The organism is Sphingobium sp. BHU LFT2 (genome assembly GCF_018604485.1).
In the GTDB taxonomy this organism is placed as follows: domain Bacteria; phylum Pseudomonadota; class Alphaproteobacteria; order Sphingomonadales; family Sphingomonadaceae; genus Sphingobium; species Sphingobium yanoikuyae_A.
Genome location: NZ_JAFCGW010000001.1, coordinates 915,231 through 940,557, shown reverse-complemented (window position 1 = coordinate 940,557; position 25,327 = coordinate 915,231). Strand labels below are relative to the sequence as shown.

The following is a 25,327-nucleotide window of genomic DNA, read 5'->3' as shown; positions in this document are numbered from 1 at the left end:
AGCCATGCGCATGATGATCCGGAGGGCAAGCGGCCTGATACTGGTTGCGGCGGCGGGCCTGTCGCCGGGCAGCGCGCAGGCCGGCTTTTATTCCGGCGAGGCATTGTTCGAAAGCTGCACCGCTGACCGCAATGCCAAGGATTTTTTCGAGAAAAGCTATGAATGCGTCGGCTATGTCGCCGGGGCGGTCGATGCGTTCAACACCACGCGCGAGGTGAATGGCCTCAAAAGCTGCATCCCCGCCGATGTGACGCTCAACCAGCTGAAGGGCGCCACCGTCGACTATCTGCGGGCCAATCCGGACAAGCGCGCCCAGTCCGCCTCCGCCCTTGTCTTCACCGCCACGCGCCAGGCCTGGCCCTGCCCCAAGGCAAAGGCCAGGCCCAGCGTGAAAAAGAAACGGAAATAGCGCTTATTTAGCGGCCTTGCCGACGGGGCGCATGTAGAGGCGCGCCATCGCCGCCTCCATCTTCGCCCGGTCGACCGACAGGATCACGCGCTGCGCCTGCTCGCCCAGATGCGGGCGATAGGATTCCGTCCAGGACAGCGTGTCGCCATAGGCCGCCGTCTGGCTGGTCTCGAAATCGACCCACAAAGTCTCGTCCTTCGTCACGATCTCCGGGTTCAGCCAGGCCATGGCGACAATCTCGTCCCACATCGGATAGCCCGGTTCCAGCCCGGTCTGGAACAGCTCGCTCAGCGGGGTATGGGCGGGCTTCAGCCCGTCGAGGAAGGCGCGGGTCCATTGCGTGCCGGTGGACGGATCGACCGGGATCATCGTGATCTTCTTCCACGGCGCATGGGCAAAGATCTTCGCCGCCTCGGGGTCCCAGCGAATGTTGAACTCGCGGCGCGGCGAGTTGACGAATTCGCGGGCGAACTGCTCGGCCGACGGCCCTTCCAGCACCTGATGCGGGGCCAGGCTGCCGCCCATATAAAGGATTTCCTTCACATTGGCGGCAAAGCTGGGGTCCAGGCTCTGGGCGATCGCGATATTGGTCATCGGCCCGGTCGCGAACAGGGTGATCTCGCCCGGATGCGCCTTCACCATCCGGACCAGGAAGGCGGCGGCAATCTCTGCGCTCGGCTTCGTCCTGGGGTTGCCGATCGGCAGGTCGGGCACCTTGGTCGGATCGGTCGATCCGGGATGCTCCTGGATCGTGTCGCCCGGCCAGTAATCGGTCCATGGCCCCTTGAACACCAGCCGGCCATATTGGCCTTCCCAGCGCTTGGTCGCCTCGGCGCTGTTGAGCAGCGGGAAGGTCGCGCCCGGCACCACCGGCACGTCGGTCCGGCCCAATATCTCCAACGTCCGCAGCGCATAGGCGGTCGCCGTGTCGCGCCACACCGATCCGCTGGTGGTGGTGATGCCCAGCACCTCGACATCCGGGCTTTGCAGCAACAGCAGCGGCACGCCGTTGAGGCCGATCATGTCGTCATCGACGATCACCAGCCGCTTGGGGCTTGCCGGCGCGGCGGGCTTGGCATTCGCGCCCTGCACGCCCAGCATCAGCGCCAGCGCGCCCAGCATGATCTTCATCGTCCGCATTGCGTCAAACCCCCATTTCGCTTCGTCCCGCCGCCTGTTAGGACGGTGTCATGCGCAGCCTCTATCCGCCGATTGAACCCTACGCCACTGGTCATCTTGACGTAGGCGATGGCCACAGCCTCTATTGGGAACGGTCCGGCACGCCCGGCGCCAAGCCTGCGGTCTTCCTGCATGGCGGGCCGGGCGGCGGCATATCGCCCGATCATCGCCGCCTGTTCGATCCCGCCCGCTATGACGTGCTGCTGTTCGACCAGCGCGGCTGCGGCCGATCGACCCCGCACGCCAACCTCGAAGCCAACACCACCTGGCATCTGGTCGCTGATATCGAGCGCTTGCGCGAGATGATGGGCGTCGACCAGTGGCTGGTCTTCGGCGGTAGCTGGGGCTCGACCCTGGCACTGGCCTATGCGCAGGCGCATGTCGCGCGCGTCACCGAACTGGTGCTGCGCGGCATCTTCACCATCCGCCAGTCAGAGATCGACTGGTATTATCAACAGGGCGCCAGCCGCATCTATCCCGACAAGTGGGAACGCTTCGTGGCACCGATTCCCGAAGGTGATCGCGGCGACATGGTCGGCGCCTATCGCCGCATCCTGACCGGTGATGATCGCGCCGCGCAGGTCGCCGCCGCCAAGGCCTGGAGCGTCTGGGAAGGCGAGACCATTCGCCTGCTGCCCGACGACGCGCTGTCCGCTACCCATGAGGGCGATGATTTCGCACTCGCCTTCGCCCGGATCGAAAATCATTATTTCGTCCATCGCGGCTGGCTGGAGGACGGCCAGCTGATCCGCGAGGCCGGCAAGCTGGCGGGCATTCCCGGCGTCATCGTCCAGGGCCGCTACGACATGGCCTGCCCGGCCGAAACCGCCTGGGCGCTGCACCGCGCCTGGCCGCAGGCGCGCTTCGAAATGATCGAAGGCGCCGGTCATGCGTTCAACGAACCGGGCATATTGGACGCGCTGATCCGTGCGACCGACGGATTTGCGGGTTAATCCGCGTCACAGGGGGAAGGCATGGTGCGACTGACCGGAACCGGCATATTGGGTCTCGCCTTGCTCATCGGCGTGACGCTGTCCGGTATATTGTGGGGCTGCCCCAGCTACAATGTCTACAGCAAGGAACAGGCCGGCCGCGCCGCACTTGCCGAGGCGCAATCCTCGCGCCAGATCGCGGTGCTGGAAGCGCGCGCGAAGCTGGAAAGCGCCAAGATGCTGGCCGATGCCGAAGTCGTTCGGGCCGAGGGTGCCGCACGGGCCAACCGCATTCTGCAGGACAGCCTGGGCGGGCCGGATGGCTATCTGCGCTATCTGCAGATCCAGGCGATCGACAACAAGGATGCCAGCCTCATCTATGTGCCGACCGAAGGCGGATTGCCGTTGCTTGAAAGCAGCCGGCTCACGCCGCGCGCGCCCGGCCAGGCCAATTGAGGGATATTTTTCTGCTGCGCCTTTGTTGAGAGGCTGACGTCTCGAATGGCGCGATGAAGTTGACGGAGGAAAAGACGTGCGGACTATGATGTTGCTGGCGACGGCGCTGTTTCTCGCCTCCTGTGGCGGCGGCGATGAGGTGACGGCGGTCGAGAACCGGAACATGCCCGAAACGGGTGCGGCGGCTGAAGTCGCCAAGCTCGACCCCGACCTGCGCAACGGCGTGCTGGAAAAGGCGATCAAGGCATCGGGCGTCGCCTGCCCCTCGGTCACCGGCTCGGAACGCGCCGAAATCCGGCCGGGCGTCAAGGGCTGGAAGGCCCAGTGCGACAACCAGACCGCGCATCTGATCGAAATCCTGCCCGATGGCACCGCCAAGGTGACCAGCCGGACGCATTAAGCGGGAAAGGCGTCAGGCGGCGCGCGGGACGATGCGATCCAGTTCGCCGTTAAGCGCCCGCTTGGCTTCCAGCAGTTCATAGTCGATCTGGAGGCCCAGGAAAAAACCTTCCGACATACGGAAATAGCGGGCCAATCGAAGGTCGAGTTCACCGTCCATTGGATGGTCGCCGTCAATCACGGCCTGCACGCGATCCACCGGCAGACCGATCGCGGTGGCCAGTTCCACCGTGGTCATATCCAGCGGTTCCATGAACTCCAGCCACAGCATTTCGCCGACATGCGCATTATGCAGCCAGTCAGGGTTATCGGTAGTGGTTGGTGATTTCGACATTATGCGCGTGTCCGTCTTTCCAGACGAAGCATATACGCCATTGCATGTTGATGGAAATTGAATGTTGCCCGGCTCGATCGTCGCTCATCGCGTGCAGGCGGTTGCTGGGTGGGTTGCGCAGGTCGTCCAGGGTGCGGGCGCGGTTGAGCAGCTTCAGCTTAGAAAGCGCGCGGTCTTGCATATCCGAAGGCAGCTTGCGGCTGCGTTCACCATTCCAGATTTTCTCGGTCTCGGGATTGGCGAAGGAGCGGATCATCGGCTTGTCCTGAATTCAGAGCAAGCCTTTTCATAGTCCAAAATAATGATGTGTCTACAAGAGGGTTTTGCCGCATCGGCCGACTTTTTACCACCTGCAAGCATCTGTAAAATATAGAAAAAAGCCTGCGATTCCTCTAATTTCAGTTAACCATAAAGCTAATAATTTCAGTATCTTAGGTGGAAAATTTTGTCGAATTGAGCGCCTAAAATTTTCTTTGCGTCTTCCCGAACCGGCCTTTCCGTGTGCCCGGCTTGCCTTCGGTCGCGCGGCCGCGCGGTGCGGCCACCTGCTGGTCCGCCGGCAGGCCCAGTTCTTCCGCCTCCAGCTTGCGGATCTCGTCGCGGATGCGGCCGGCTTCCTCGAACTCCAGGTCGGCCGCTGCCGCGCGCATCTTCTTCTCCAGATCCTCGATATAGGCGCGCAGATTATGGCCGACGAGATGCGGGCGATCCTCCAGCCCCGTCTCGACCGTGACCTGATCCTTGGATGCCACATGGGCGATGATGTCGCCGATATTCTTCTTCACGGTGAAGGGCGTGATGCCATGCGCATCATTATAGGCCTGCTGCTTTTCGCGGCGGCGTGACGTCTCGTTGAGCGCGCGTTCCATGCTGCCCGTCACCCGGTCGGCATAGAGGATGACGCGGCCGTCGACATTGCGGGCGGCGCGGCCGATCGTCTGGATCAGCGATGTCTCGCTGCGCAAAAAGCCTTCCTTGTCCGCGTCGAGGATCGCGACCAGCCCGCATTCGGGAATGTCGAGCCCTTCGCGCAGCAGGTTGATGCCGATCAGCACGTCATAGACGCCCAGGCGAAGATCGCGGATCAGCTCGATACGCTCCAGCGTCTCGACGTCGCTATGCATGTAGCGGACCTTGATCCCCGCCTCATGCATGAATTCGGTCAGATCCTCGGCCATCCGCTTGGTCAGCGTGGTGACGAGCGTACGGTATCCCTGTGCCGCGACCTTGCGGCATTCGTTGATCAGGTCGTCGACCTGGTCCTCGACCGGCTTGATCTCGACCGGCGGGTCGATGAGGCCGGTGGGGCGGATCACCTGCTCGCTGAACACGCCGCCGGTCTGCTCCATCTCCCACGGGCCGGGGGTAGCGGAAACGCTGACCGTCTGCGGCCGCATCGCGTCCCATTCATTGAAGCGTAGCGGCCGATTGTCGATGCAACTTGGCAGGCGGAAGCCATATTCGGCCAGCGTGATCTTGCGCCGATGGTCGCCCCGCGCCATCGCGCCGATCTGCGGCACGGTCTGGTGGCTTTCATCCACGAACAGCACCGCATTTTCGGGCAGATATTCGAACAAAGTCGGCGGCGGCTCGCCGGGCAAACGGCCGGTCAGGAAGCGGCTGTAATTCTCGATCCCCGCACAACTCCCTGTCGCCGCGATCATCTCCAGGTCGAAATTGGTGCGCTGCTCCAGCCGCTGCGCCTCCAGCAGCTTGCCTTCGGCCTCCAGTTCCTTCAGCCGCTCGGTCAGCTCGAAGCGGATCGCCTCCATCGCCTGCTTCAAGGTCGGGCCGGGGGTCACATGGTGGCTGTTGGGAAAGACCTTCACATAATCGAGGCTGGCGACCTTCCTGCCGGACAGCGGATCGAACTCGACAATCTCCTCGATCTCGTCGCCGAAGAAGCTGATCCGCCAGGCCGTATCCTCATAATGGGACGGGAAGATTTCCAGATTGTCGCCCTTCACGCGGAAATTGCCGCGCGCAAAACCGGCATCGTTGCGCTTATACTGCAGCGCCACCAGCTTGCGGATGATCTCGCGCTGGTCCTCGATCCCGCCCTTCTTCATGGAGAAGGTCATGGCCGAATAGGTTTCGACCGACCCGATGCCATAGAGGCAGGAGACGGACGCGACGATGATGACATCGTCCCGCTCCAGCAGCGCGCGGGTGGCCGAATGGCGCATCCGGTCGATGCTTTCGTTTACCGAGCTTTCCTTCTCGATATAGGTGTCCGACCGCGCGACATAGGCTTCGGGCTGATAATAGTCGTAATAGCTGACGAAATATTCGACCGCATTGTCGGGGAAGAAGCTCTTGAACTCGCCATAGAGCTGAGCCGCCAATATCTTGTTGGGCGCCAGGATCAGCGCTGGCCGTTGCAACGCCTCGATCGTCTTGGCCATGGTGAAGGTCTTGCCGGACCCGGTGACGCCCAGCAGCACCTGGTCCTTCTCGCCCTGCTCCGCCGCGGCGACCAGTTCGGCGATGGCGGTCGGCTGGTCGCCCGACGGTTCATAGTCGCTGACCAGGGTGAAGGGGCGTCCACCCTCGCTCTTCTCCGGGCGCGCGGGCCGGTGCGGCACGAAGTCCTGGCCGGTTTCGGGTTCGTCAAGGCTGGTGCGGATCTGGATCGACATGGGCGTAATATGGGGCCTTTGGGCAAGGGCGCAATCCGCGCCCTGGCAAGTCAGGGCTGCAATTCGAACGCGCTCTTGGGCGGCGGCGGATAGATCACCGGCTTGTCACCGAACCGCGCGCGCAGGACAGTCTCGCGGCGCTCGTCATCGACAATCTCGACATTCACTTCTTCAGGATATTTCAGGCTGACATGAAATTTCCTGTCTCTGACCTCATATTCCAACACTGACCAGCGCATGTTGGGGTCGTCGGGTTCCAGATACCAGGCTTCCCATATAAGGTCGGCCAAATTCGTTCGTTGTGAATCGTACCAACGCACAATTTTGCCTTCATCCTTGAAAATGCTGATGTCGACCCATCCTTCACCGATTTCGACATAGAGAAACACGCCATTAGGATCGCCTCCCACAGTTTCAGCAAGCTCTTGCCCGATCTCGTTCATGAGCGGCCCCAGCTTCTCCAACTTATCGGATCCCATTGACCTCGCCTTTCGCCTCATTCGCGAACTCTCGGACGCGTTTCCTGCCATCGACATACCAGGTAACGGTAAGGTGGTAGGGGCGCTTAGAGGTTCCCTCATAAAGTGGCACAATGTCCACGATGACCCTTTTTTCTGCGCGTAAAGCCTTGGCCCATCCATCTTCCATCGCGCGGTAGGCGCCTCGATTGAAATTCCGATCCTGGGCGAAATGGTTGAAGCTGTCGCCGGGACCGTTGAAACGGGCAGCAATGAAATGACCGCCATCGTCACCGGGGCGACGATCCGGCTGACCTGCCTGAGCTTGCGCTTGGCGGGAGCGTTTGGCGATCGGTCCATCCGTAAGTTCGGCAATAATTTCTCTGGGGCGAGCGATGACGTCGATATCGAACGCATAGCCATTTCTCACTTCCCGCTGCCAGTTCGAGTTCAGTAGCTGGCTTTCCAGCGACGGCGGATCAGCCGGATCGGGCGGCAAGTCCCCGCCATGCGTATCCATATAATGGGCAAGGGCGACGACCTTGTTCTTGGCTGCCCGCCCCGCATCCAGATAGGTCTGATGTGGCAGCTTCAGCCGTTGTCCGATCTGCAAGGGGCGATCGAGCGGCATGTTGTTCAGCCAGGCGAGGTCCGCAGCCGTCAGCCCCTGGCGCTGGGCGGCGATACGGCTGAGCGTGTCGCCCTGTTTGACCATGTAGAGCGAATGATTGGCGGGGTGATCGGCGCGAAAGCGATCGCGATCGGGCGCACCATTTCGCCTTGTCGCCAACGGTGACGATGGCCGTGCGACGCCGGTGCCACCGGGACGGGACGAAGGCGCATTTGCGTTGCCACCCGTGGCGCCGAAATAGCGGCCCTGTCCACGGAAGGTGAAGCGGCCGTTTTCCTCGTCATGCCAGGGATTGAATTTCACCTCGATCGCGTCCGGCCCGATACGTCGACCGGTGCGGAGATAAAGACTGAATGCGGTTTCGCGATTGGATCGAATAGACTCCCTCTCGGTCATCGACACGCCTCCCCCATTGATGACCGGATCGTCTACCATGACATTGTGAACAAATCAAGAACAAGCTATATAAGGGCGCACCTCGCCACCTTACCACGCCCGGCCGCCCCGGATCGCAATAATCCCGATATCCAGACCCGCCGCCGCTTGCTAAGTCTGGGCCAGATAAAGGGTCGCTTCTGCCAAGATATGCCAGGGGAAGCCGGTGATGACCAAAGCCTTGACCAACGGCCTGCTGGCCTGCGCGCTCGCGGCGCTGGCCGGATGCAACAAGCCGCCCGCCAGCCAGGACACACAGATCGCCGCGACCGATGCGATGAGCCATGACGCCGCCGTCGCGCAAGTCGAGAAGGTGCAGCTAAAGCCCGGCCAGTGGGAAGGGCGCTTCGTGATGGAGCGGATCGACATGAGCGGCGGTGAGGCGATGCCCGCGGCGGCGCGCCAGCAGATGCAGCAGGCGATGAACCGCACTCTGCGCTATTGCGTCACGCCCGAGCAGGCCGCCCATCCCGACGGCCGGGCCTTTTCCGGCGATCCGGGCAAGGATTGCCGCTACAGCGACTTCGCCGTGCGCGGCGGCACGGTGAAGGGCAATGTCACCTGCCAACGCGATGGCGGCACCAGCAGCATGACGATGGCCGGCATCTATGCGCCCGACAGCTATGCGGTGCAGATGGATATGCGGCAGACGGGCTTGCCCAACGGCGTCGAGATGGTGATGAAGGCAAGGTCGGAGGGCCGCTGGATCGGTCCGGACTGTTCGGAGGGTCAATGAGAACGGTCGCGTTCATGGGCTGCGGCGTCGACCTGGCCGGGTGACGCAGGGGGAGGGACAAGGCTGCTGGCTCTGCACCCGGCCGCTCGGCGCGCGGATCGAATGGCATCATCCCGTGCCCAAGAGCAGGGGCGGGCGACAGATGGTGCCGGTCCATCCGATCTGCCACCGCACCATCCATGCCACCCTATCCAACGCGGAACTGGCGCGTGCCTATGCCGATGCCATGGCCTTGCGCAGCCATCCCGCCATCGCCCGCTTCCTCGCCTGGATCGCCGACAAGCCGGCCGATTTCCATGCGCCCACCCTGTCCGCCGGGCGCCGACGGCGATGAAGGGGCGGGCGCGATAATTTCCCTTGCGCCCGCGCGCGCATCGGTAGAGCGTGCCGCCGTGGAACGAACGGGGAGAGGATATGCGTGACATTCTGACGCTGGGCGGCTTGCTGGCCACCAGCCTGACCCTTGCCGCCTGCGGCAGCGAACCGGCCGCTCCGCCCGCGCAGGAGGAGGAGGCCGCGCCGGCGATGATGAAGAGTGGGCAATGGACGCTCAGCCGCAAGACCACCGGCTACAACACCCCCACCGTCACGGCGGAGGAATATCAGGCCGCGCTCAAGCAGGTGAGCGAGGACAAGATCTGCATCAAGGTCGATGCCGCCGGCGTGCCCGACGCCGATGCGCTGGCCGGGGCGGAAGGCAGCGATTGCAGCTACAAGGACAAGATGGTGCGCAAGGGCCGGCTGATTGCGACCCTCGCCTGCAAGGCGGGCGCCGGCACCTCCGAAATCGTGGTCGAGGGCAATTTTACCGAAGACACGCTGACCTTCGGCACCACCATGACCAAGACGCAGGGCGGCAAGCCGGTGCTGCGCACCACCCACGACCTGTCCGGCAAGCGCGACGGCGACTGCCCGGCCTGACCGGCGGCACCGATCCGGGTGGGCCTCAGTCCGCCCGGCGGGCCTGGGCGTGGATTTCCGCCCGCGACAGCAGCAGGTCGAGGTCGGCGCGGCTGATGTCGAAATTGTCGGGCAGTTCGGCCAGCGCCTTGTCGATATCCTCCAGATGAAAGCCCGCCTCCGCGCGCATCTTGTCGGCGATTACCGGCGGCGCGACCGGCTGGTGCGGATAGCTGTGTCCCGACAGGCGGTGAAAGAACAGGCCGAGGGACACCAGAGCGATCGAATTGATCCCGACCGGCGCAAAGGCGAAGGCATAGCCCGCATCATGAATGCCCTGGCTGCCGATCACCGCGGTCAGCGCGGCGGCGCCGCCGGGCGGATGCAGGCAGCGCAGCAGGCTCATCAATATTATCGCAAGGCCCACCGCCACGCCGGCCGCGACCATCATGTCGGGGATCAACTGATAGGCGGCGACGCCGATCAGGCTGGACAGGATATTGCCGCCCACCACCGACCAGGGCTGGGCCAGCGGGCTCGCCGGCACGGCGAAGATCAGCACGGCCGACGCGCCCAGCGGCGCGACGATGATCGGCAGGTCGCCGGCATGCAACGGCAACTGGCTGCATACCAATATGGTCAGGCTGATGCCGATTGCCGCGCCCAGGCCCGCGATCATCCGGTCGATCGGGCGGGCACCGGCCAGCAGCGGCTTGAAAAGATTCATTGCGGATATTCCTTTGGCGCAGCCCCATGCGCCGCCAGGAGGCAAAAGACCATCCCAGTTTTTCTGCCGCGCGGACAAGATCGCCTTATCGTGGCGGGCCAAAGCCGGTCGATGCAGATCCCATGTCGCAGGACAGGCTGGCACAGCTCAAGGCGGTGAATTTCCGAGCCCGGCTTCGCGCGCTCATGGCCGACTGGATGGCAATCAGGCCGATCAGGCCAATGACCAGCATGCGTCGCCCCTGTGCCCAGGCCAGTGACCCCATCACCCCGCACAGGGCGCAGGCGATCGCCGCCAGCGGCAGGAACATGCGTGGCTTGGGATCGATCGCCAGCGCATAGACCAGCACTGCGAAATGAAAGGCGCCCGCCAGCATCAGCCAGCCGATCAGCCGCCGGCCGGCGGCCGCACTACCCAGATGCCGGCGCTGCAGCAGCAGCAATACCAGTGTCACCGGCAGGATGAAGGTAGCGCCATTGGCCATCAGGTTCAGCAGCGCATCGACCGTCCAGTGCAGTTCGATCCCCGATGCTGGCCGCCAATGATCGATGAAATCGACATTGAACAGAGGACTGCGATGAATGTCGACGCCGGGCGCCAGTTCGCCGGTCGGCACGCCGCCATGCGCCAGCGACAACCGCCATGACCGCAGGGGATCGCCGGTCGCGCTCCAGTAGATCAGCGTCTCGACCAGCAGCGGACCAGCCAATCCGCTCAGCAGACGTCCCAGCCCCTGCCATCGCCCGATAGCCAACGCCGCCGCGACAAAGACCCGCACCATCGCCAGCGATGTCGGCCGGGTCATCACCGCAAAGGACAGGGCGGTGCCCGACAGGATGAACCAGATTGCGCCATCGCGTTCGCTCGCCCGTTGCAGGCCATGGACTGCCGCGAGCAGAAAGGTGAGTTCGATGATGTCGACGCCGAAATGGAGCATGCGCTCGGAAAAGACCGGCATCATCGCAAAACATAGCCCGCCGATCAGGCTGGCCCTGCGTCCGAAACGTCGTTCGACCGTGGCGGTGAACAGGGCGATGGCGCACAGGCTATAGGCCAGCGGCACGATCGCCAATATGATGCGGCTCTCGCCGAGCATCGCCAGCATCACGCTCGCCGGAATGACCAGGGTGAAGCGGCGCGCCCAATGATCCCCTGGCAGGCAGTAGCCGTGCTGGCTCGCGCAGCGGGCCGCGTCCAGATAATGCTGGTCGTCCCACCCATGCCCGACATAGCCGATCGGCGCGATCGCCATAATCAGCAGCGCCGCCATGATCGCGATCGCGATCGGGGGCAGGGAAAATCCGGTGGAAGCCCTATTCTTGGCAAGGGACGTCGCCATGGAGTTCCTTCATTCCGGCCGTAGAGATCCCATCCTAGACGCTAATGGTTAATGCTATTGCAGCGCGTCGATCACCCGCTGGTCGCAATGCCTGGGGCCGCGCGGCACCGGGCTGACATTGGGCACCAGCAGCGCCTGGCCGATCCGCACCGGGGCGAAGCGCTTTCGCTCTATCCCCGCGCAGCGCAGATATTGCTCCAGCATCCGCGGCGGCGTGTCGCGCTTCTCGTAGGAGAGGCGGAAGGTGCCCCAGTGGATCGGGATCGCCGTCGACGCGCCCAGCCGCTCGAACAGTTCGACCGCGCGGCGCGGGCCGATATGCGCGTCCGATTCCATCTGCCCCGGCCAGAAGCGGAAGGCGCCGATCGGGATCAGCGCCAGCCGGATCGGCCCGAACCGCGTCGCATCGCCGCTCCAGCCCATGTCGCCCGCGCCGGTGTCGCCGGCAAAATAGATATTGCCCGCCCGCGTCTCGATCAGGAAGCTCGACCAGAGCGCCCGGTTGCGGTCGGTGAACCAGCGGCTGCTCCAATGATGGTTGCGCGTCGCATGGACCCGATAGTCCGGGCAATGCTCGTAATTTTCGCACTGGATCACCGCTTCGGGCACCAGTCCGTTCAACTGCGCGCCGGTCACCGACTGGCCCCAGTCGAGCGCCACCGACGGGATGCCGTTCGCCTTCAATATCGTGTCATTGCCCAGCGCCGTGACGATCCTGGGCCGGTCGCGCTGCCACAGCATCTTGAGTGTCGGGATATCCAGATGGTCATAATGATTATGGCTGATGACGATCAGGTCGATCCTGGGCAGATCCTTCATCCTGATGCCCGGCTCCGCGACCCGTTTTGGCCCCAGCGGCGGAAAGGGGCTGGCATGGTCGGACCAGATCGGGTCGGTCAATATGTTGATGCCCGCCGCCTGCACCAGCACGGTCGCATGGCCGACCCAGGTGGCGACCATGCCGCGCGGCGCGGCAAAGGGGGCGGGGCGCGCCGGCTTGACCGCCACCGCATCGGGCCATGCCGGGCGATCGTCATCGCCCAGCAGCCAGCGGGCGATGAAGCCTTGGCGGCTGGTGCCGGGCGGGGCGGGCATGTCGATCGCGCCATCGGGGTTGAAGAAGCGGGCGCCGTCATAATGGCGGCTCGCCGGCCCCTCATAATAGATACGGTCGAGGAAGGGCGGCACGATCACCGTCGCCAGACAGGCGGCGATCAGCAGGAACAGCAGCGCGACACCGACAGCCTTCATCATTGCAACCGCGCGCGCCATGCCTGCTCCCATGCCCGTCATCGCGCCGCCATAGCGGACCGGCGGGGCAGGGCAAGGCCTCCCTATTGACCCTGACCCATGTTGGCGAGTGCGCCATTCCCGGCCTCGGGCTCAAGGATAACCCCGATACCAACCGGCCCATCGCCGACCTAGCCTTGCGCCGTTCGTCTTCCCCGGTCTGACTCGCAGGAGCATCGCATGAGCAAAAAGCCGAATATTCTCATCATTTGGGGCGATGACGTCGGGATGTGGAATCTCAGCTGCTATCATCGCGGCATGATGGGCGGCTCGACCCCCAATATCGATCGCATCGCGAAGAAGGGCATGATCTTCATGGATCATTATGCCCAGGCCTCCTGCACCGCCGGCCGTGCCGCCTTCATCACCGGCCAATATCCGATCCGCGTCGGCCTCAGCACCGTCGGCCTCGCCGGCGCGCCGCAGGGCATGCAGAAGGAAGATCCCACGATCGCCGAACTGCTCAAGCCCCATGGCTATGCCACCGGCCAGTTCGGCAAGAATCATCTGGGCGACCGAGACGAGCATCTGCCGACCGCGCATGGCTTCGACGAATTTTTCGGCATCCTCTATCACCTCAATGCCGGCCAATATTCGGAAGAATATGATTATCCCAAGGATCCCGAAGTGGCCAAGGCCTTCGCCTGGCGCGGCGTGATCCACAGCAAGGCCGACGGCAAGGGGGGCCAGTCGATCGAGGACAAGGGGCCTTTCGGCTCCGAGCGGCAGAAGACGCTCGACAATGAATTCATGGTCGAATCCAAGCGCTTCATCACCGACGCGGTGAAGGCCGACAAGCCCTTCTTCGTCTGGCACAACACCACCCGGATGCATTACCAGACCCACCTGCCGCCCGAATATGACGGCGTCACCGGCTATGGTCTCTATGCCGATGGCGTGAAGCAGATGGACGATCATGTCGGCGAACTGCTCGACCTGCTCGAAGAACTGGGCGTGGCCGACGACACGTTCGTCATGTTCTCGACCGACAATGGCGCGGAAGACCATCGGCAGCATGACCTACAAGGTCCATCTCGACGGCTATGACCAGACCGAACTGCTCAGCGGCAAGGGCAAGTCGAAGCGCAAGGATTTCTACTATTTCACGGAAACCACGCTGCACGGCCTGCGCTATGGCGACTGGAAGTTCCTGTTCAAGACGCAGGACAAATGGTTCAACGGCATTCAGGAAAATCTGAACACGCCGCTCATCACCAATTTAAAGCTCGATCCGTTCGAGCGTTTCCATGAAGCGCGCGGCTTCGACGAGTGGCAGGAAAACCGATCCTGGACGCTGGCGCCGGCGACCGCGCAGATCGCAAAGTTCATGAAGTCGCTTCAGGAATATCCGCCGCGCATCAAGAGCCTGGATTTCGATCTGGATGCGATGGTGGCGGACGCATCGGCCTCGCAAGCGCGCTGATCGCGACAGGCATGAAGCGGATGCCGCAGGGGCCCGACCTGCGGCATCCGATGGTTCGGCAGGGCAGGGGTGCGTGCCATGAATGATCTGAGTTTCGTCCTGGTCATCTTCTTCGTCACATTGGGACCGATCAAGGTGATCGCCGCCTTTGCCCAGTTGACCAGCCAGTTGCCCGATGGGGAGCGGCGCGCGCTGGCGCTCCGGTCGACCCTGATCGCTACGGCCGTCGGCTTCCTCATCCTGTTCATCGGCGACAATCTGCGCCAGAATTGGCAGATCGCATCGCCCGACCTGTTGCTGACCGGCGGCGTGCTGCTGCTGATCGGCGCGCTGGAGGCGGTCAAGAATGCGCAGCACGCCCCCGCGCCCGATGCGCCGCCGACCTCGGCCAAGGGACTGGCCATGTCGCCGGTGACCTTCCCGATCATCATCACGCCCTATGGTATCGTGGCGCTGCTGCTGTTCGCGGCCGTGGCGGGCGATACCCGGACCTTCCTGACCGGCGTGTTCGGGATTTTCCTGGGCATGATGGTGGCCGATTTTCTGGCGATGATCTTTGCCCGCCAGTTGCTGGGCTTCATCCACGCCGGAACGCTGATGGCGTTCGGCTGGATGATCGCGGTGCTGCAGGCGGCGCTGGCGATCCACGCGATCATGTCGGGCCTGCAGCAATATGGCGTCGTGCCCGGACCGCTTCCCGTCGTCCCTTGATGCGACGGGGTGGCGGATCAGGCGCCGGCCGGCCCTGATCCGCCCCTTTTTGCGTGTTATGGCTGCAACATGTCGGGCTTGCGCTTCGCCAGGTCGACCAGCGCCGCCGGCCGCCATTCGGGCAGCTTGTGCCAGCGTTCGATCGCCGCATCGGACAGCGCTTCATTGGTCCGCCCGGCGTCATGCGGCACGTCGATCGCACGCTCGCCCGATCCGAACAGGCGATAGAAGAGGGTCTGGGATTCGCTGACCGGCCCAAGCGGATCGGGATGGTGCGGCGGGAAACCGGGCGGCACCAGCCCGAACGGATCATCCACCGCCAGTCCCGCGAACCGCGCGCGCTCGACCATCCATTCCAGCGCGATATCCGACAGGGCGGAATCGGGATTGCCGCCGCCGACATCGGCATGGCAGCCGGGGAACCAGCATTGCTCGACATGCTGGCCTGCGCCCTGCCCATCGGGGATCGTCCACAATGTCGGTAGGAACGGCTTGCGATGCTCGTCGATCGCCACCGCATGAAAGGCGAAGGCGACGCTCGATGACAGGTCGGTGTCGTGAAATTCCCGGTTCACCCGGAACAGATGCTTCAATATCCCCTGGAACAAGGTGTTGGGCACGCCCAGCGACCCGACCGTGTCCCACACGCCGACGCACCGGATCGGCGTGCCGTCGGACCAGGCATAGCTTTGCCGGAACAGGCGCGACGCCTCCGATCGCGGCGCGCGCGTGCCGTCGCGCGAACGATAAAGCGCGAAGGCGTCGGGAATCAGGCTTTCATGCTCGGGCCGCAATATGCCGGAATTGCGCACGAAGCCGGCCAGCGACCGGGCGGTATAGGCGCCCCGGCTGAAACCGAAGAAATAGAGCTGGTCGCCCGGCTGATAGGTGCGCACCAGCCAGGCATAGCAGGACAGGAGGATGCGGCTGATGCCATAGCCGGTCGCCCCGTCGATCAGCCGCTTGGTCCGCGACGCCATCGACCCGATGCCATTATGATAGAAGACGCGCTGCGCCGTGCCGTCCGCCGCCATTGCCGGGATCAGGCTGGCCAGCTTCACCACATTGGTCGGGCAGGGCCTGCCCTGCTCATTATGGTCGGGCTCGTTCCAGGTGCCGTCGCAACAGACCACGATGCGCTTCATCCCTACCTCCCCACCGGCATGAAAATGGCCGCCCTCCTTTATCAGGCGGGCGGCCATGGTCGCTGCGGGGCAGCCTCTTTTATAGGAGGAAACGGACGCGCCGGGCGGCGCGGATCAGCCCTGATCCTTATAGGCCATCTGCAAGATGCCCCAGTGGCGCCCGCGCACATGGATGGAGGCGATGACCTGCTTCAGCAGGATGACCTCGCCCTCGGCGGTCAGGCGGCGATAGGCCTTGATGCAGAAGGGTTCGGTGATCTTGCACTGCTCGCGCGTGTCGGGAAAATCGAACACCACGCCCTGGCGCGAAAATTCCGCATTCCATTTCTCGTCGCCCGGCCGCTGGGGCAGCGCGCGTTCCGGCATCGCGATCGCGCCGAAGCTGTTGCGATCGGTGAAGGTCATGCCGAACAAGCCCTTGTAGCCGCGCGCCACTTCCTGCTGCGCGCGCGCCTCGGCCTGCATGATCGGCTGGATCGGATGGGTGAATTGCGGCGGATTGGTGCCCCGGATCGGCGCATAATATTCGCTGAACACATCGGCCTCGCTGATGCGGCCGTCGTCCAGCGCCTGCTCGATCGCATGGCCCACCGCCTGCGCGGCGGTCAGGCTGAACCGGATATAGGGCGAATCGGGAATGTCGACGCCGCTTTCCGCCAGATATTGCAGCAGCATGTTGGTGTCGTCGCTGGCGATCGACACCCGGCCCGACAGCCGTTGCAGGCCGTCGGCATTGTCGCCCGACGTGCTCGACAGCGCCGACAGGCCGGTGCGGATCTCGCTGGCGGAACCGACCATGGAGGCGATCCGCTCGGCCACCGCCTCGCTGTTGGTGGACAGGCCCTGCATCAGCGACCCCAGCCGGTCGACCAGCGCCTCGATATTCTTGGTGTCGGACAGCGCCGTGCGCGCGGTCTGCGCGCCATGGGTGATGCTGTCCAGCATGCCACCGGCCTCGCTGGTCAGCGCGCCGATCGACCGCTCGATCGTCTGGGTCGCGCTCGCGGTTTCCTGCGCCAGCTTCTTCACTTCGGCCGCGACCACGGCAAAGCCGCGCCCCGCGTCACCGGCCCGTGCCGCCTCGATCGTCGCGTTGAGCGCGAGCAGATTTGTCTGGCTGGCGATGCCGCTGATCACGCTGGTGACATGGGCGACGGTCTTGAGCGCCTCGCCAAAGCCGTCGAGGCGCGCATGGATGCGGCTCACCTGCTCGATCAGGTCGACGAAATTGCCGTTCGCGGTCGACAGCTGTCGACCCGAATCATCGATGATCGCGCGGGCGGCGACCGCCTTTTCGCGCGCGTCCTGGCCGACCAGCGACACGCTTTCGCCATCGCGCGACAATTGCGACGCGGCGCCGCTGATCGCCTCGATCGTGCGCGCCTGCTGCGTCACCCGGTCCGCGAGTTCGCTGATATCTGCCTGAAGGTCGAGCGTACGGATACCCAGGTCGCCCGATAATTTGGCGACCTTCATTACCGCTCGTGCGACGGTTCCCGATTGCGTTTCTGTGCCCACGGCAACTGGCTAGCCATGGATGGTAAAATATCGGTTATCATACTGACACGGATGTCAGCTTCGTCAGAATGAGGCCTCCGCACCGGCCCACACCTCCACCCGGCCGCCCATTAGGATATCATGTCTGGGAGGCCGGGTGGGGGTGTGGGCTGGTGCAGCTCTTGAAATGCGCTCTTTCGCGCATTTTCCAAAAACGCCTAAAGCGCACCCAGCAGCGCCAGCACCACACCGCACGCGACCAGCATCAGCCCCATCGCCTCGCTGCGCGCCATGCGTTCGCCCAGATAGAAATGGCCGAACGCCATGGTGAAGGCGACCTCGATCTGGCCGACGATCCGCACCAGCGCGACCGGCGCTGTGGCAAAGCCCGTGAACCAGCAGGCCGAACCCATGGCCGACAGGAAGCCGACCTGGCCCGACACGCGCCAGCTGGTGAACACCTTGCGCATCTCGCCCGGCTCGCGCAGCGCCAGATAGCCGCCCTGCAACAGCGTCTGCAGCAGCACCGTGACGCTCAGCACGATCAGCGCGGCATGGATCGGATCGCCCCCGCCCACCTGCTGCGTCGCGCGGCGAATGCCGATCGCGGTCAGCGCGAAGAAGAATCCCGATGCGATGCCGGTGATCGCCGCCGGCTGGCCCAGCGCGCGCAGGAAATCCATCGGCCCCATCCGCTTGCCCCCGGTCGACAGCAGCATCACGCCGGCGACGCCGCAGCCGATGCCGGCGCAGGTCAGCGCGCTCAGCCGCTCGCCCATCAGCAGGAAGGACAGGATCGCCCCCTGCACCGCCTCGGTCTTGGAATAGGCGGTGCCGACGACGAAATTGCGGTGTCCGAACGCCATGATCAGCAAATTGGTGGCGATGATCTGGGCCAGCCCGCCGGCCAGGCAGAAGGGCAGGAACAGCCGGCCCAGCGCAGGGAAGGGCGCGGGGAAGAGCAGCTGATAGCCGCCAAGCAGGATCAGCGCGAAGGGAATGCCGTAAAGATAGCGGACCAGGCCCGCCGCATTGATCGACAGCGTCTTGCCCACGCGCCGCTGCACCGCGGTGCGCCAGGCCTGCGTGGCCCCGGCCATCAGGGTGGCGGGCAACCAGATCGGGGACGTAATCATGCGCGCCCTATACAATAGGGACGCGACCCGTCACCCCATCATCATCAGGAAGGCGAAGAACAGCGACAGCGACGCACAGGCAAAGCCGTACAGCAGCGGCAGCCGCAGCAAGGTGCCGCTGCGCGAAAGCTGATAGGCGTCCTTGAACTGGCGATACATGTGCCAGGCCGCGAACAGCAGCAGCACGACCGTCACCAGCCCATGGGTGATGCCGACCGCCGTCAGGATCATCGACAGCGAGAAGAGCAGCGACATGAAGGCGATCGAATAGGTCACATAGATCGCATGGTCATACATCTTGAACCGGCGGCTGAACGGGAACAGCAGCCACAGGAAGGGCAGCGATATGACGATCAGCAGCCAGGAGAATTTATAGGCATTGGCCTTGAGCTTGTAATAGGCGAATTCGGGATCCTTGGCCGCCGCGCTGATCGCCTTGCCGACCGTATCGGCGACGTTCTTGTTGACGCCTTCGCCGGTCAGCGAGTTGGTCAGGCCGCTCGCCAGCGACAGGCCCTTCCGTTCGTCCTGCGCGTCCTTCAGCTTCTCCTGCAATGTCTCGCGCCGGCTCGCGCTGATCCCCGGCTCGGCCAGTTGCGCCTGCACCTTGGCGATGCGGGCATCGGCCTTTTCTTCTTCCTTCTTCAGCTCGGCGATCGCCTCGCTGTTCATCTTCACCTGGTTGCGGGCGCCTTCCGGCCCATGATGGCTGGTCAGCGAGAAGATCGCGTACATCAGGAAGGCGCTGAACAGGAACAGGGCAAAGGGCGATACGAACTTGGCCCGCTCGCCATGGATATAGCGGCGCGTCAATTGTCCGGGGCGCAGCGCCAGCTCGGGCAGGGTGGTGAAGATCTTGCCCTCGAAATGCAGCACGCCATGGGCCAGGTCATGGCCGATCGCGGCAAAGCTGCGGTGCAGATGCGCGGCCTGGCCGCATTCGGGGCAATAATTGCCCGTCACCGCCGTGCCGCAATTCAGGCAGGCGCCATGGCCCGCTTCATGGGCTTCCCCATGGCCTGGCTCGACCGCCCGTGCCAGCATGCCCCCGGTGATCGCGTCACCCGCTGCTTCGATTTCCCCTGTCATGGGCGGGGAGGATAACAAGCGTGTATGACGCTTGCCAGTCACCTTGGCGCGTGGATCGCATTGTGTTGCATCGTTACAACGCTCGGCAACATTCCGACATGTAGGCGAGATCGACAGGGCGAACGTCACCGTCCCGCCACAAATCGCGCCTAGCGGCGATGGCATCCCGGACGGCAGGCGCAGGGGCGCCGCTTTCCCGGACGCAAAAGCAATATTATCGGGGAATAACCTTGTCGAAATTCACTTTCGCACGGTCGGCGCTGCTGCTGACCTCGGCCTTCGGTGCGCTCGCCCTTGGTGGCGCCGCCCATGCGCAGGAAGCGGGCGCTGACGCCGGCCAGCTCGACGAGATCGTCGTGACCGCCGAGCGCCGCTCGGAAAATCTGCAGAAGGTGCCCGTCTCGGTCGGCGTCGTGCAGGGCGATGCGCTCCGCAACCTGACCGCCGGCGGCGGCGACATTCTCGAACTCGCCGCCCGCGTGCCCGGCCTCTATGCCGAAACCACCACCGGCCGCATCTTCCCGCGCTTCTACATTCGTGGCCTGGGCAATATCGACTTCTATCTCGGCGCGTCGCAGCCGGTGTCGATCATCCAGGACGATGTCGTGCTGGAGCATGTCGTGCTGAAGTCGAACCCGGTGTTCGACGTCAACCAGGTGGAAGTGCTGCGCGGCCCGCAGGGTTCGCTGTTCGGCCGCAACACCACGGCGGGCATCATCAAGTTCGACACCATCCGTCCGTCGATGGATTGGGAAGGTCGCGCCCAGGCCAGCTATGGCAGCTATAACACCGTCACCTTCGACGGCGGCATCGGCGGCCCGATCGTCGCGGACAAGCTCGCCTTCCGCGTCTCGGCCCTCTACCAGCATCGCGACGACTGGGTCGACAATACATACACCGGCCCCAGCGCCGACGGCACCGTGTCCCCCAAGAAGGATGCGATGGGCGGCTATAATGAGAAGGACGTGCGCCTTCAGCTGCTGATGACGCCGACCGAAAATGTCTCGATGCTGACCAGCGTCCATGCCCGCGACTATGACGGCACCTCGACCATCTTCCACCGCGCCGGCCTGACCAAGGGCAGCAACAGCGTGTCGGGCGAACCCCGCTCGAAGATCGCGCTCGACGAAGCGATGAACAACCCGCAGGCCTACAAGACCTATGGCGCGTCGGAAAATATCGCGATCGACATGGGTCCGGTCACCCTGACCTCCATCACCGCCTATGAAACCACCTCGGGCTACAGCCGTGGCGACACCGATGGCGGCGCGGGCGCGGACTATCCGGTCGCCGGCGTGGCCAACGGCTTCGGCCAGAGCCAGGGCAATGTCCGCGATCTCGACCAGCTGACCCAGGAAGTCCGCCTCGCCAGCAACGGCGACAGCGCCTTCAAGTGGCAGGTTGGCGGCATGTATTTCGACAGCCGCGACACCACCGATTTCTACCAGCGCGCCTATTTCCTGACCGGCACCGCCAACAATCCCAACAACTGGGTGCGTCTGCGCAACAAGAATGAAAGCTGGGGCCTGTTTGGCCAGGCGAGCTACGAAGTCGTGCCGGGCCTGACCTTCACCGCCGGCGGCCGATACACCAAGGACACGAAGGAAACCCGTCTGGTCCGCGCCACCGCCAATGCGGCCGGCGTCTCGACCTATGCCGGCCGTCGCTATGTGAAGCTGACCGGCAAGGAACCGAGCTGGGACGTCAGCGCGCTGTATGAAGTCAGCCCCGAGGTCAGCCTCTATGCCCGCGTCGCGCGCGGCTTCCGTGGCCCGACCATCCAGGGCCGCTCGGCGGTGTTCAACAGCGACTTCACCACGGCGGATTCGGAAACGATCATGTCGTACGAAGGCGGCATCAAGACCAACCTGCTGGGCAACCGCCTGCGCTTCAACCTGTCCGGCTTCGCCTGGAAGGTGAAGGACATCCAGCTCAACGGCAATGACGTGAACGGCAATGGCGTGTTGTTCAACGCCGACGCCGCCAAGGCCTATGGTCTGGAAGCCGATCTGGAAGCGCGTCCGTTCGACAATCTCACTTTGTCGGCCGGCCTCAGCCTGCTGCACAGCGAGATCAACGACAAGAATGTCTATGCCCAGGTCTGCACGCTGAACGGCGTGGTCGTCTGCACCGTGGAAGACCCGACCGTCACCAACGCGCGCGGCGTCTTTGCCCAGATCGACGGCAACCCGCTGCCCAACGCGCCGAAATACACCGCCAATATCGCGGCTCGTTATGACGTGCCGCTGGGCAATGGCGGCAAGATCTTCGCGGCGACCGACTGGAACATCCAGGGCTACACCAACTTCGTCCTCTACAAGACGAAGGAGTTCTATTCGAAGGGTGACTTCGAAGGTGGCCTGAAGATCGGCTACACCGCCCCGGACGGCAAGTACGAGATCGCCGCCTTCGCCCGCAACATCACGGGCGAGAAGAATATGAAGGGCGTGATCGAAAACTATATGGCGCCGGTGTTCAACGAACCCCGCATCATCGGCGTGTCCTTGAGCGGCAAGCTGTAAGACTAAGGTTATTCCACCCCATGCTGTGCATGGGGTGGGGCCAAAGAAAAAGGCGCGTCATCCGATGGAATGGCGCGCCTTTTTCGTCAGCTCGGCTTGATCGGCGCCAGCGTGACATTCTTCCAGTCGGGCTCATGATGCGGCTCGCGCCCCATTGTCCAGTTGCTCTGCAGTCGCACCAGCGGGTTGGGCGCACACCAGATTTCTCCGCTGTCGCTGAGGCCCGTCACCCAGATCAGATTATGCTCCTGCCCATAGTCGATGACGGCGAAGGCATAGCCTTTGCCCTTGCCTTCGATCATGACGGGCAAGGGCGGTTCGAGCTGCGTGAAGGACATGGATGAACTCCGGCTTTGGGTGCCGGACATAATGCGGCGCGCGAAACGGGGTTCCCGTCTCGCGCGCCGCCTTGATCAGTATCAATTAGATAGTTGCTGACGGGCAGTCTTACGCCCCTTCGAGCAGCTTTTCTTGTCTGATCTTCTCCTGCCACACCAGCGGGGCGAGGCGGTGGACATTCTGGCCTTCGCTATCGACGGCGACGGTGACGGGCATGTCCTCCACCGTGAACTCGTAGATCGCTTCCATGCCCAGATCCTCGAAGCCCACGACCTTGGCTTCCTTGATCGCGCGGGCGACCAGATAGGCCGCGCCGCCGACCGCCATCAGATAGGCGCTCTTGTGCTTGGCGATGCTGTCGGTGGCGGCCGGGCCGCGCTCGGCCTTGCCGACGCAGGCGGCCAGGCCCTGTTCCAGCATCATGTCCATGAACTTGTCCATGCGCGTCGCGGTGGTGGGGCCGGCCGGGCCCACCACTTCGTCGCGCACCGGATCGACCGGGCCGACATAGTAAATCACACGGCCCTTGAAATCGACCGGCAGGGTCTCGCCCTTCTCCAGCATGTCAGCGATCCGCTTGTGCGCGGCGTCGCGGCCGGTCAGCATCTTGCCGTTCAGCAGCAGGCGGTCGCCATGCTTCCAGCCCTGCACCTGTTCCGGCGTCAGCGTGTCGAGGTCGACGCGGATGGCTTCCTTGCTCGGCTTCCAGTCGACCTGCGGCCATTCGCTAAGCTTGGGCGCTTCCAGATAGGCCGGGCCGGACCCGTCGAGGGTGAAATGCGCATGGCGGGTCGCGGCACAGTTGGGGATCATCGCTACCGGCTTGCCCGCCGCATGGCAGGGATAGTCGTGGATCTTGATGTCGAGCACGGTGGCGAGGCCGCCCAGGCCCTGCGCGCCGATGCCCAGTGCATTGACCTTGTCGAACAGCTCGATGCGCAGTTCCTCGATCTTGTTCTGCGGGCCGCGTGCCTTCAACTCGCCCATGTCGATCGGGTCCATCAGGCTTTCCTTGGCCAGCGCCACCGCCTTTTCCGCGGTGCCACCGATGCCGATGCCCAGCATGCCCGGCGGGCACCAGCCCGCGCCCATCTGCGGCACCATTTCCAGCACCCAGTCGACGATCGAATCGCTGGGGTTCATCATCTTGAACTTGGTCTTGTTCTCGCTGCCGCCGCCCTTGGCCGCGACGTCGATCGTCACCTTGTTGCCCGGCACCATTTCCACGTTCAGCACGCAGGGCGTGTTGTCCTTGGTATTCTGGCGCGAGAAAGCCGGATCCTTCAGGATCGAGGCGCGCAGGCGGTTTTCCGGGTTGAGGTAAGCGCGGCGCACGCCCTCGTCGATCACTTCCTGCATCGACCGGCTATTATCGTCCAGCCGACACTCCATGCCCCACTTCACGAACACGTTGACGATGCCGGTGTCCTGGCAGATCGGGCGGTGGCCTTCGGCGCACATGCGGCTGTTGGTCAGGATCTGGGCGATGGCGTCCTTCGCCGCCGGATTGGCTTCGGCCTCATAGGCCTTACCCAGTGCCCGGATATAATCCATCGGGTGATAGTAGGAAATGAACTGGAGTGCGTCGGCGACGCTCTCGATGAGGTCGGCGGTCTTGATGACGGTCATCTACCCTGGTCCCTATTCTTGCGGCCCGCCTCTGCACGGCAGGTCCCTGCAAGGCGGGGCTATAGGCCTTTGAGACGATGAGTCCAGAAGAGGGTTGCGGTTCAGGACGCAAGCGGCCCGTCGGCAAAGGGAAAATTCTGCCACCAGGGCTGCATCTCGCGCAGCACGCGGGCAAAGCTGGGCCGCGCCTCCAGCCGGTTCAGATAGGCGCCCAGCACCGGATGGCCGGCGCGCAGCGGCACGATCCTGTCGGCATAATAAAGCGAGGGCGCCGCCGCGCAGTCGGCCAGCGACAGATGATCGCCCGCCGCCCAGCTCCGCCCCGCCAGCCGATCCTCCAGCAATGCATAGATGCTGCGCAGCGCCGCCACATTGGCCGCCACGCCATGGGGATCGCGCGCCTCCTCGGGGCGCAACCGGTCGGCGACCAGCGCCTGCATCGGCCCCATCACATAATTGTCGAACAACCGGTCCATCAGCCGCACCTCGATCGCCGCGTCGCCATCGACCGGGATCGGGCGGAAGGTGCCGGGTTCGTGCCGGCCCAGATATTCGACGATGATGCTCGCCTCCGCGATCGTCGCGCCGCGCACCGGGTCGTGCAGCACGGGGAATTTGCCGAGCGGCCAGAGCGCCTGCCATTCGGCCAGGGCCGCTTCATCCTCCAGGATGCGCGGTGTGAAGGGCGTGCCATTTTCATGAAAGGCGATCAGCACCTTCCAGCAATAGGAGGAGAGGGGATGGTAATAGAGGATCATGCCTGCCTCCCGATCATCGGAGCCGTCCGGATTCGCCCGCCTTCCCATCATCATAGCGTATCGCGCGGTGATATGCAGGGGGACGATAAAGGCAGCGATTCAACAGATTGTGGTCGCGTCCGCGCCTCTGCCCCCATGTCATGATTTTGTCGCCGATCGCGCGACGCGCGCATTTGCGTGGCAAGGCAAATTTATTTTTTAATTTCATGGGCCC

Annotated in this window: 27 protein-coding genes; 11 read left to right on the top strand and 16 right to left on the bottom strand. The window is 63.8% G+C overall.

Going from position 1 to position 25,327, the window contains the following annotated elements:
* Nucleotides 1-4: 4 nt before the first annotated feature.
* Entirely contained in the window at nucleotides 5-409 is a 405-nt protein-coding gene (locus JQK15_RS04705; RefSeq protein WP_214863743.1) for a Rap1a/Tai family immunity protein, read from the top strand.
* Nucleotides 410-412: 3 nt separating this feature from the next.
* Here JQK15_RS04705 and JQK15_RS04700 read toward each other — a convergent pair whose 3' ends face one another.
* A complete protein-coding gene (locus JQK15_RS04700) occupies nucleotides 413-1,540 on the bottom strand; it encodes a nucleoside hydrolase (protein WP_251007540.1) in 1,128 nt (375 codons plus the stop codon).
* A 59-nt stretch (nucleotides 1,541-1,599) separates the two neighbouring features.
* On the opposite strand from JQK15_RS04700, the gene pip reads away from it, so the two are divergent.
* From pip to JQK15_RS04685, 3 genes are all read left to right on the top strand, one after another.
* Complete coding sequence (gene pip / locus JQK15_RS04695; protein WP_214863741.1) at nucleotides 1,600-2,541, top strand: prolyl aminopeptidase; 942 nt, start codon at nucleotides 1,600-1,602, stop codon at nucleotides 2,539-2,541.
* Between the two features lie 21 nt (nucleotides 2,542-2,562).
* Entirely contained in the window at nucleotides 2,563-2,976 is a 414-nt protein-coding gene (locus tag JQK15_RS04690) for an SPFH domain-containing protein (RefSeq protein WP_214863739.1), read from the top strand.
* Nucleotides 2,977-3,061: 85 nt separating this feature from the next.
* Nucleotides 3,062-3,376 (top strand): hypothetical protein, encoded by a 315-nt coding sequence (locus JQK15_RS04685; protein ID WP_037490849.1) that lies wholly within the window; start codon nucleotides 3,062-3,064, stop codon nucleotides 3,374-3,376.
* A gap of 12 nt (nucleotides 3,377-3,388) precedes the next feature.
* On the opposite strand, the gene JQK15_RS04680 is transcribed toward JQK15_RS04685, so the two are convergent.
* The 5 genes from JQK15_RS04680 to JQK15_RS04660 form a co-directional block, all read right to left on the bottom strand.
* A complete protein-coding gene (locus JQK15_RS04680) occupies nucleotides 3,389-3,709 on the bottom strand; it encodes a HigA family addiction module antitoxin (protein ID WP_202902421.1) in 321 nt (106 codons plus the stop codon).
* The gene (locus tag JQK15_RS04675; RefSeq protein WP_214863737.1) at nucleotides 3,681-3,965 is read right to left on the bottom strand and encodes a type II toxin-antitoxin system RelE/ParE family toxin; all 285 of its coding nucleotides are present in this window, start codon (nucleotides 3,963-3,965) and stop codon (nucleotides 3,681-3,683) included. The genes JQK15_RS04680 and JQK15_RS04675 overlap by 29 nt, the downstream gene beginning before the upstream one ends.
* 205 nt (nucleotides 3,966-4,170) lie before the next feature.
* Nucleotides 4,171-6,348, bottom strand: a complete 2,178-nt coding sequence (gene uvrB, locus JQK15_RS04670) for an excinuclease ABC subunit UvrB (RefSeq protein ID WP_169862773.1) — start codon at nucleotides 6,346-6,348, stop codon at nucleotides 4,171-4,173.
* A 50-nt stretch (nucleotides 6,349-6,398) separates the two neighbouring features.
* Entirely contained in the window at nucleotides 6,399-6,827 is a 429-nt protein-coding gene (locus JQK15_RS04665) for a hypothetical protein (protein ID WP_097385272.1), read from the bottom strand.
* Complete coding sequence (locus JQK15_RS04660) at nucleotides 6,814-7,833, bottom strand: LysM peptidoglycan-binding domain-containing protein (RefSeq protein ID WP_214863735.1); 1,020 nt, start codon at nucleotides 7,831-7,833, stop codon at nucleotides 6,814-6,816. Before JQK15_RS04660 ends, JQK15_RS04665 begins: the two co-directional genes overlap by 14 nt.
* Nucleotides 7,834-8,041: 208 nt before the next feature.
* Between JQK15_RS04660 and JQK15_RS04655 the strand changes: the two genes are divergently transcribed.
* The 3 genes from JQK15_RS04655 (at nucleotide 8,042) to JQK15_RS04645 (ending at nucleotide 9,529) form a co-directional block, all read left to right on the top strand.
* Nucleotides 8,042-8,608, top strand: coding sequence for a DUF3617 domain-containing protein (locus JQK15_RS04655; RefSeq protein ID WP_214863733.1), 567 nt, complete (start codon nucleotides 8,042-8,044; stop codon nucleotides 8,606-8,608).
* A 40-nt stretch (nucleotides 8,609-8,648) separates the two neighbouring features.
* A complete protein-coding gene (locus tag JQK15_RS04650; RefSeq protein WP_214863730.1) occupies nucleotides 8,649-8,942 on the top strand; it encodes an HNH endonuclease in 294 nt (97 codons plus the stop codon).
* An 80-nt stretch (nucleotides 8,943-9,022) separates the two neighbouring features.
* On the top strand, nucleotides 9,023-9,529 hold the full coding sequence (locus JQK15_RS04645) for a DUF3617 domain-containing protein (protein ID WP_004209910.1): 507 nt from the start codon (nucleotides 9,023-9,025) through the stop codon (nucleotides 9,527-9,529).
* Between the two features lie 25 nt (nucleotides 9,530-9,554).
* Here the strand turns inward: JQK15_RS04645 and JQK15_RS04640 are convergent, their stop codons facing one another.
* The 3 genes from JQK15_RS04640 to JQK15_RS04630 all read right to left on the bottom strand — a co-directional run bounded on the left by JQK15_RS04640 (nucleotide 9,555) and on the right by JQK15_RS04630 (nucleotide 12,846).
* Nucleotides 9,555-10,235: an HPP family protein gene (locus JQK15_RS04640; protein ID WP_017499134.1), complete on the bottom strand. Its 681-nt coding sequence runs from the start codon at nucleotides 10,233-10,235 to the stop codon at nucleotides 9,555-9,557.
* Between the two features lie 85 nt (nucleotides 10,236-10,320).
* Nucleotides 10,321-11,574 (bottom strand): glycosyltransferase family 39 protein, encoded by a 1,254-nt coding sequence (locus JQK15_RS04635; RefSeq protein WP_214863728.1) that lies wholly within the window; start codon nucleotides 11,572-11,574, stop codon nucleotides 10,321-10,323.
* A gap of 54 nt (nucleotides 11,575-11,628) precedes the next feature.
* Entirely contained in the window at nucleotides 11,629-12,846 is a 1,218-nt protein-coding gene (locus JQK15_RS04630; protein WP_214863996.1) for an MBL fold metallo-hydrolase, read from the bottom strand.
* Nucleotides 12,847-13,044: 198 nt separating this feature from the next.
* Here JQK15_RS04630 and JQK15_RS04625 point away from each other — a divergent pair, with 198 nt between their 5' ends.
* From JQK15_RS04625 to JQK15_RS04620, 3 genes are all read left to right on the top strand, one after another.
* Nucleotides 13,045-13,911, top strand: coding sequence for a sulfatase-like hydrolase/transferase (locus JQK15_RS04625; RefSeq protein WP_251007539.1), 867 nt, complete (start codon nucleotides 13,045-13,047; stop codon nucleotides 13,909-13,911).
* A complete protein-coding gene (locus tag JQK15_RS26785) occupies nucleotides 13,880-14,287 on the top strand; it encodes an alkaline phosphatase family protein (RefSeq protein ID WP_251007538.1) in 408 nt (135 codons plus the stop codon). The genes JQK15_RS04625 and JQK15_RS26785 overlap by 32 nt, the downstream gene beginning before the upstream one ends.
* A gap of 78 nt (nucleotides 14,288-14,365) precedes the next feature.
* Complete coding sequence (locus JQK15_RS04620) at nucleotides 14,366-14,998, top strand: MarC family protein (RefSeq protein WP_004209916.1); 633 nt, start codon at nucleotides 14,366-14,368, stop codon at nucleotides 14,996-14,998.
* 56 nt (nucleotides 14,999-15,054) lie between these two features.
* Here the strand turns inward: JQK15_RS04620 and JQK15_RS04615 are convergent, their stop codons facing one another.
* From JQK15_RS04615 to JQK15_RS04600, 4 genes are all read right to left on the bottom strand, one after another.
* Nucleotides 15,055-16,143, bottom strand: coding sequence for a T6SS phospholipase effector Tle1-like catalytic domain-containing protein (locus JQK15_RS04615; protein ID WP_214863726.1), 1,089 nt, complete (start codon nucleotides 16,141-16,143; stop codon nucleotides 15,055-15,057).
* A 114-nt stretch (nucleotides 16,144-16,257) separates the two neighbouring features.
* Nucleotides 16,258-17,619 carry a methyl-accepting chemotaxis protein gene (locus tag JQK15_RS04610; RefSeq protein ID WP_214863724.1) on the bottom strand — a complete coding sequence of 454 codons (1,362 nt, stop codon included), beginning with the start codon at nucleotides 17,617-17,619 and terminating at the stop codon, nucleotides 16,258-16,260.
* Nucleotides 17,620-17,858: 239 nt separating this feature from the next.
* On the bottom strand, nucleotides 17,859-18,776 hold the full coding sequence (locus tag JQK15_RS04605) for an EamA family transporter (protein WP_214863722.1): 918 nt from the start codon (nucleotides 18,774-18,776) through the stop codon (nucleotides 17,859-17,861).
* A 30-nt stretch (nucleotides 18,777-18,806) separates the two neighbouring features.
* On the bottom strand, nucleotides 18,807-19,865 hold the full coding sequence (locus tag JQK15_RS04600) for a DUF3667 domain-containing protein (protein WP_214863720.1): 1,059 nt from the start codon (nucleotides 19,863-19,865) through the stop codon (nucleotides 18,807-18,809).
* Between the two features lie 230 nt (nucleotides 19,866-20,095).
* On the opposite strand from JQK15_RS04600, the gene JQK15_RS04595 reads away from it, so the two are divergent.
* On the top strand, nucleotides 20,096-22,387 hold the full coding sequence (locus JQK15_RS04595) for a TonB-dependent receptor (RefSeq protein ID WP_214863717.1): 2,292 nt from the start codon (nucleotides 20,096-20,098) through the stop codon (nucleotides 22,385-22,387).
* 86 nt (nucleotides 22,388-22,473) lie between these two features.
* Here JQK15_RS04595 and JQK15_RS04590 read toward each other — a convergent pair whose 3' ends face one another.
* The 3 genes from JQK15_RS04590 to JQK15_RS04580 all read right to left on the bottom strand — a co-directional run bounded on the left by JQK15_RS04590 (nucleotide 22,474) and on the right by JQK15_RS04580 (nucleotide 25,113).
* Complete coding sequence (locus JQK15_RS04590) at nucleotides 22,474-22,725, bottom strand: hypothetical protein (protein ID WP_017499126.1); 252 nt, start codon at nucleotides 22,723-22,725, stop codon at nucleotides 22,474-22,476.
* Nucleotides 22,726-22,834: 109 nt separating this feature from the next.
* A complete protein-coding gene (locus JQK15_RS04585; protein ID WP_214863715.1) occupies nucleotides 22,835-24,355 on the bottom strand; it encodes a fumarate hydratase in 1,521 nt (506 codons plus the stop codon).
* A 101-nt stretch (nucleotides 24,356-24,456) separates the two neighbouring features.
* Nucleotides 24,457-25,113, bottom strand: coding sequence for a glutathione S-transferase family protein (locus tag JQK15_RS04580; protein ID WP_214863713.1), 657 nt, complete (start codon nucleotides 25,111-25,113; stop codon nucleotides 24,457-24,459).
* Nucleotides 25,114-25,327: the final 214 nt, after the last annotated feature.

Bases quoted from the DNA above. Each gene is read 5' to 3' on its own strand.
- JQK15_RS04705 (WP_214863743.1), top strand. From the start codon at position 5: ATGCGCATGATGATCCGGAGGGCAAGCGGCCTGATACTGGTTGCGGCG.
- JQK15_RS04700 (WP_251007540.1), bottom strand. From the start codon at position 1,540: ATGAAGATCATGCTGGGCGCGCTGGCGCTGATGCTGGGCGTGCAGGGC.
- pip (WP_214863741.1), top strand. From the start codon at position 1,600: ATGCGCAGCCTCTATCCGCCGATTGAACCCTACGCCACTGGTCATCTT.
- JQK15_RS04690 (WP_214863739.1), top strand. From the start codon at position 2,563: ATGGTGCGACTGACCGGAACCGGCATATTGGGTCTCGCCTTGCTCATC.
- JQK15_RS04685 (WP_037490849.1), top strand. From the start codon at position 3,062: ATGATGTTGCTGGCGACGGCGCTGTTTCTCGCCTCCTGTGGCGGCGGC.
- JQK15_RS04680 (WP_202902421.1), bottom strand. From the start codon at position 3,709: ATGTCGAAATCACCAACCACTACCGATAACCCTGACTGGCTGCATAAT.
- JQK15_RS04675 (WP_214863737.1), bottom strand. From the start codon at position 3,965: ATGATCCGCTCCTTCGCCAATCCCGAGACCGAGAAAATCTGGAATGGT.
- uvrB (WP_169862773.1), bottom strand. From the start codon at position 6,348: ATGTCGATCCAGATCCGCACCAGCCTTGACGAACCCGAAACCGGCCAG.
- JQK15_RS04665 (WP_097385272.1), bottom strand. From the start codon at position 6,827: ATGGGATCCGATAAGTTGGAGAAGCTGGGGCCGCTCATGAACGAGATC.
- JQK15_RS04660 (WP_214863735.1), bottom strand. From the start codon at position 7,833: ATGACCGAGAGGGAGTCTATTCGATCCAATCGCGAAACCGCATTCAGT.
- JQK15_RS04655 (WP_214863733.1), top strand. From the start codon at position 8,042: ATGACCAAAGCCTTGACCAACGGCCTGCTGGCCTGCGCGCTCGCGGCG.
- JQK15_RS04645 (WP_004209910.1), top strand. From the start codon at position 9,023: ATGCGTGACATTCTGACGCTGGGCGGCTTGCTGGCCACCAGCCTGACC.
- JQK15_RS04640 (WP_017499134.1), bottom strand. From the start codon at position 10,235: ATGAATCTTTTCAAGCCGCTGCTGGCCGGTGCCCGCCCGATCGACCGG.
- JQK15_RS04635 (WP_214863728.1), bottom strand. From the start codon at position 11,574: ATGGCGACGTCCCTTGCCAAGAATAGGGCTTCCACCGGATTTTCCCTG.
- JQK15_RS04630 (WP_214863996.1), bottom strand. From the start codon at position 12,846: ATGGCGCGCGCGGTTGCAATGATGAAGGCTGTCGGTGTCGCGCTGCTG.
- JQK15_RS04625 (WP_251007539.1), top strand. From the start codon at position 13,045: ATGAGCAAAAAGCCGAATATTCTCATCATTTGGGGCGATGACGTCGGG.
- JQK15_RS26785 (WP_251007538.1), top strand. From the start codon at position 13,880: ATGACCTACAAGGTCCATCTCGACGGCTATGACCAGACCGAACTGCTC.
- JQK15_RS04620 (WP_004209916.1), top strand. From the start codon at position 14,366: ATGAATGATCTGAGTTTCGTCCTGGTCATCTTCTTCGTCACATTGGGA.
- JQK15_RS04615 (WP_214863726.1), bottom strand. From the start codon at position 16,143: ATGAAGCGCATCGTGGTCTGTTGCGACGGCACCTGGAACGAGCCCGAC.
- JQK15_RS04610 (WP_214863724.1), bottom strand. From the start codon at position 17,619: ATGAAGGTCGCCAAATTATCGGGCGACCTGGGTATCCGTACGCTCGAC.
- JQK15_RS04605 (WP_214863722.1), bottom strand. From the start codon at position 18,776: ATGATTACGTCCCCGATCTGGTTGCCCGCCACCCTGATGGCCGGGGCC.
- JQK15_RS04600 (WP_214863720.1), bottom strand. From the start codon at position 19,865: ATGACAGGGGAAATCGAAGCAGCGGGTGACGCGATCACCGGGGGCATG.
- JQK15_RS04590 (WP_017499126.1), bottom strand. From the start codon at position 22,725: ATGTCCTTCACGCAGCTCGAACCGCCCTTGCCCGTCATGATCGAAGGC.
- JQK15_RS04585 (WP_214863715.1), bottom strand. From the start codon at position 24,355: ATGACCGTCATCAAGACCGCCGACCTCATCGAGAGCGTCGCCGACGCA.
- JQK15_RS04580 (WP_214863713.1), bottom strand. From the start codon at position 25,113: ATGATCCTCTATTACCATCCCCTCTCCTCCTATTGCTGGAAGGTGCTG.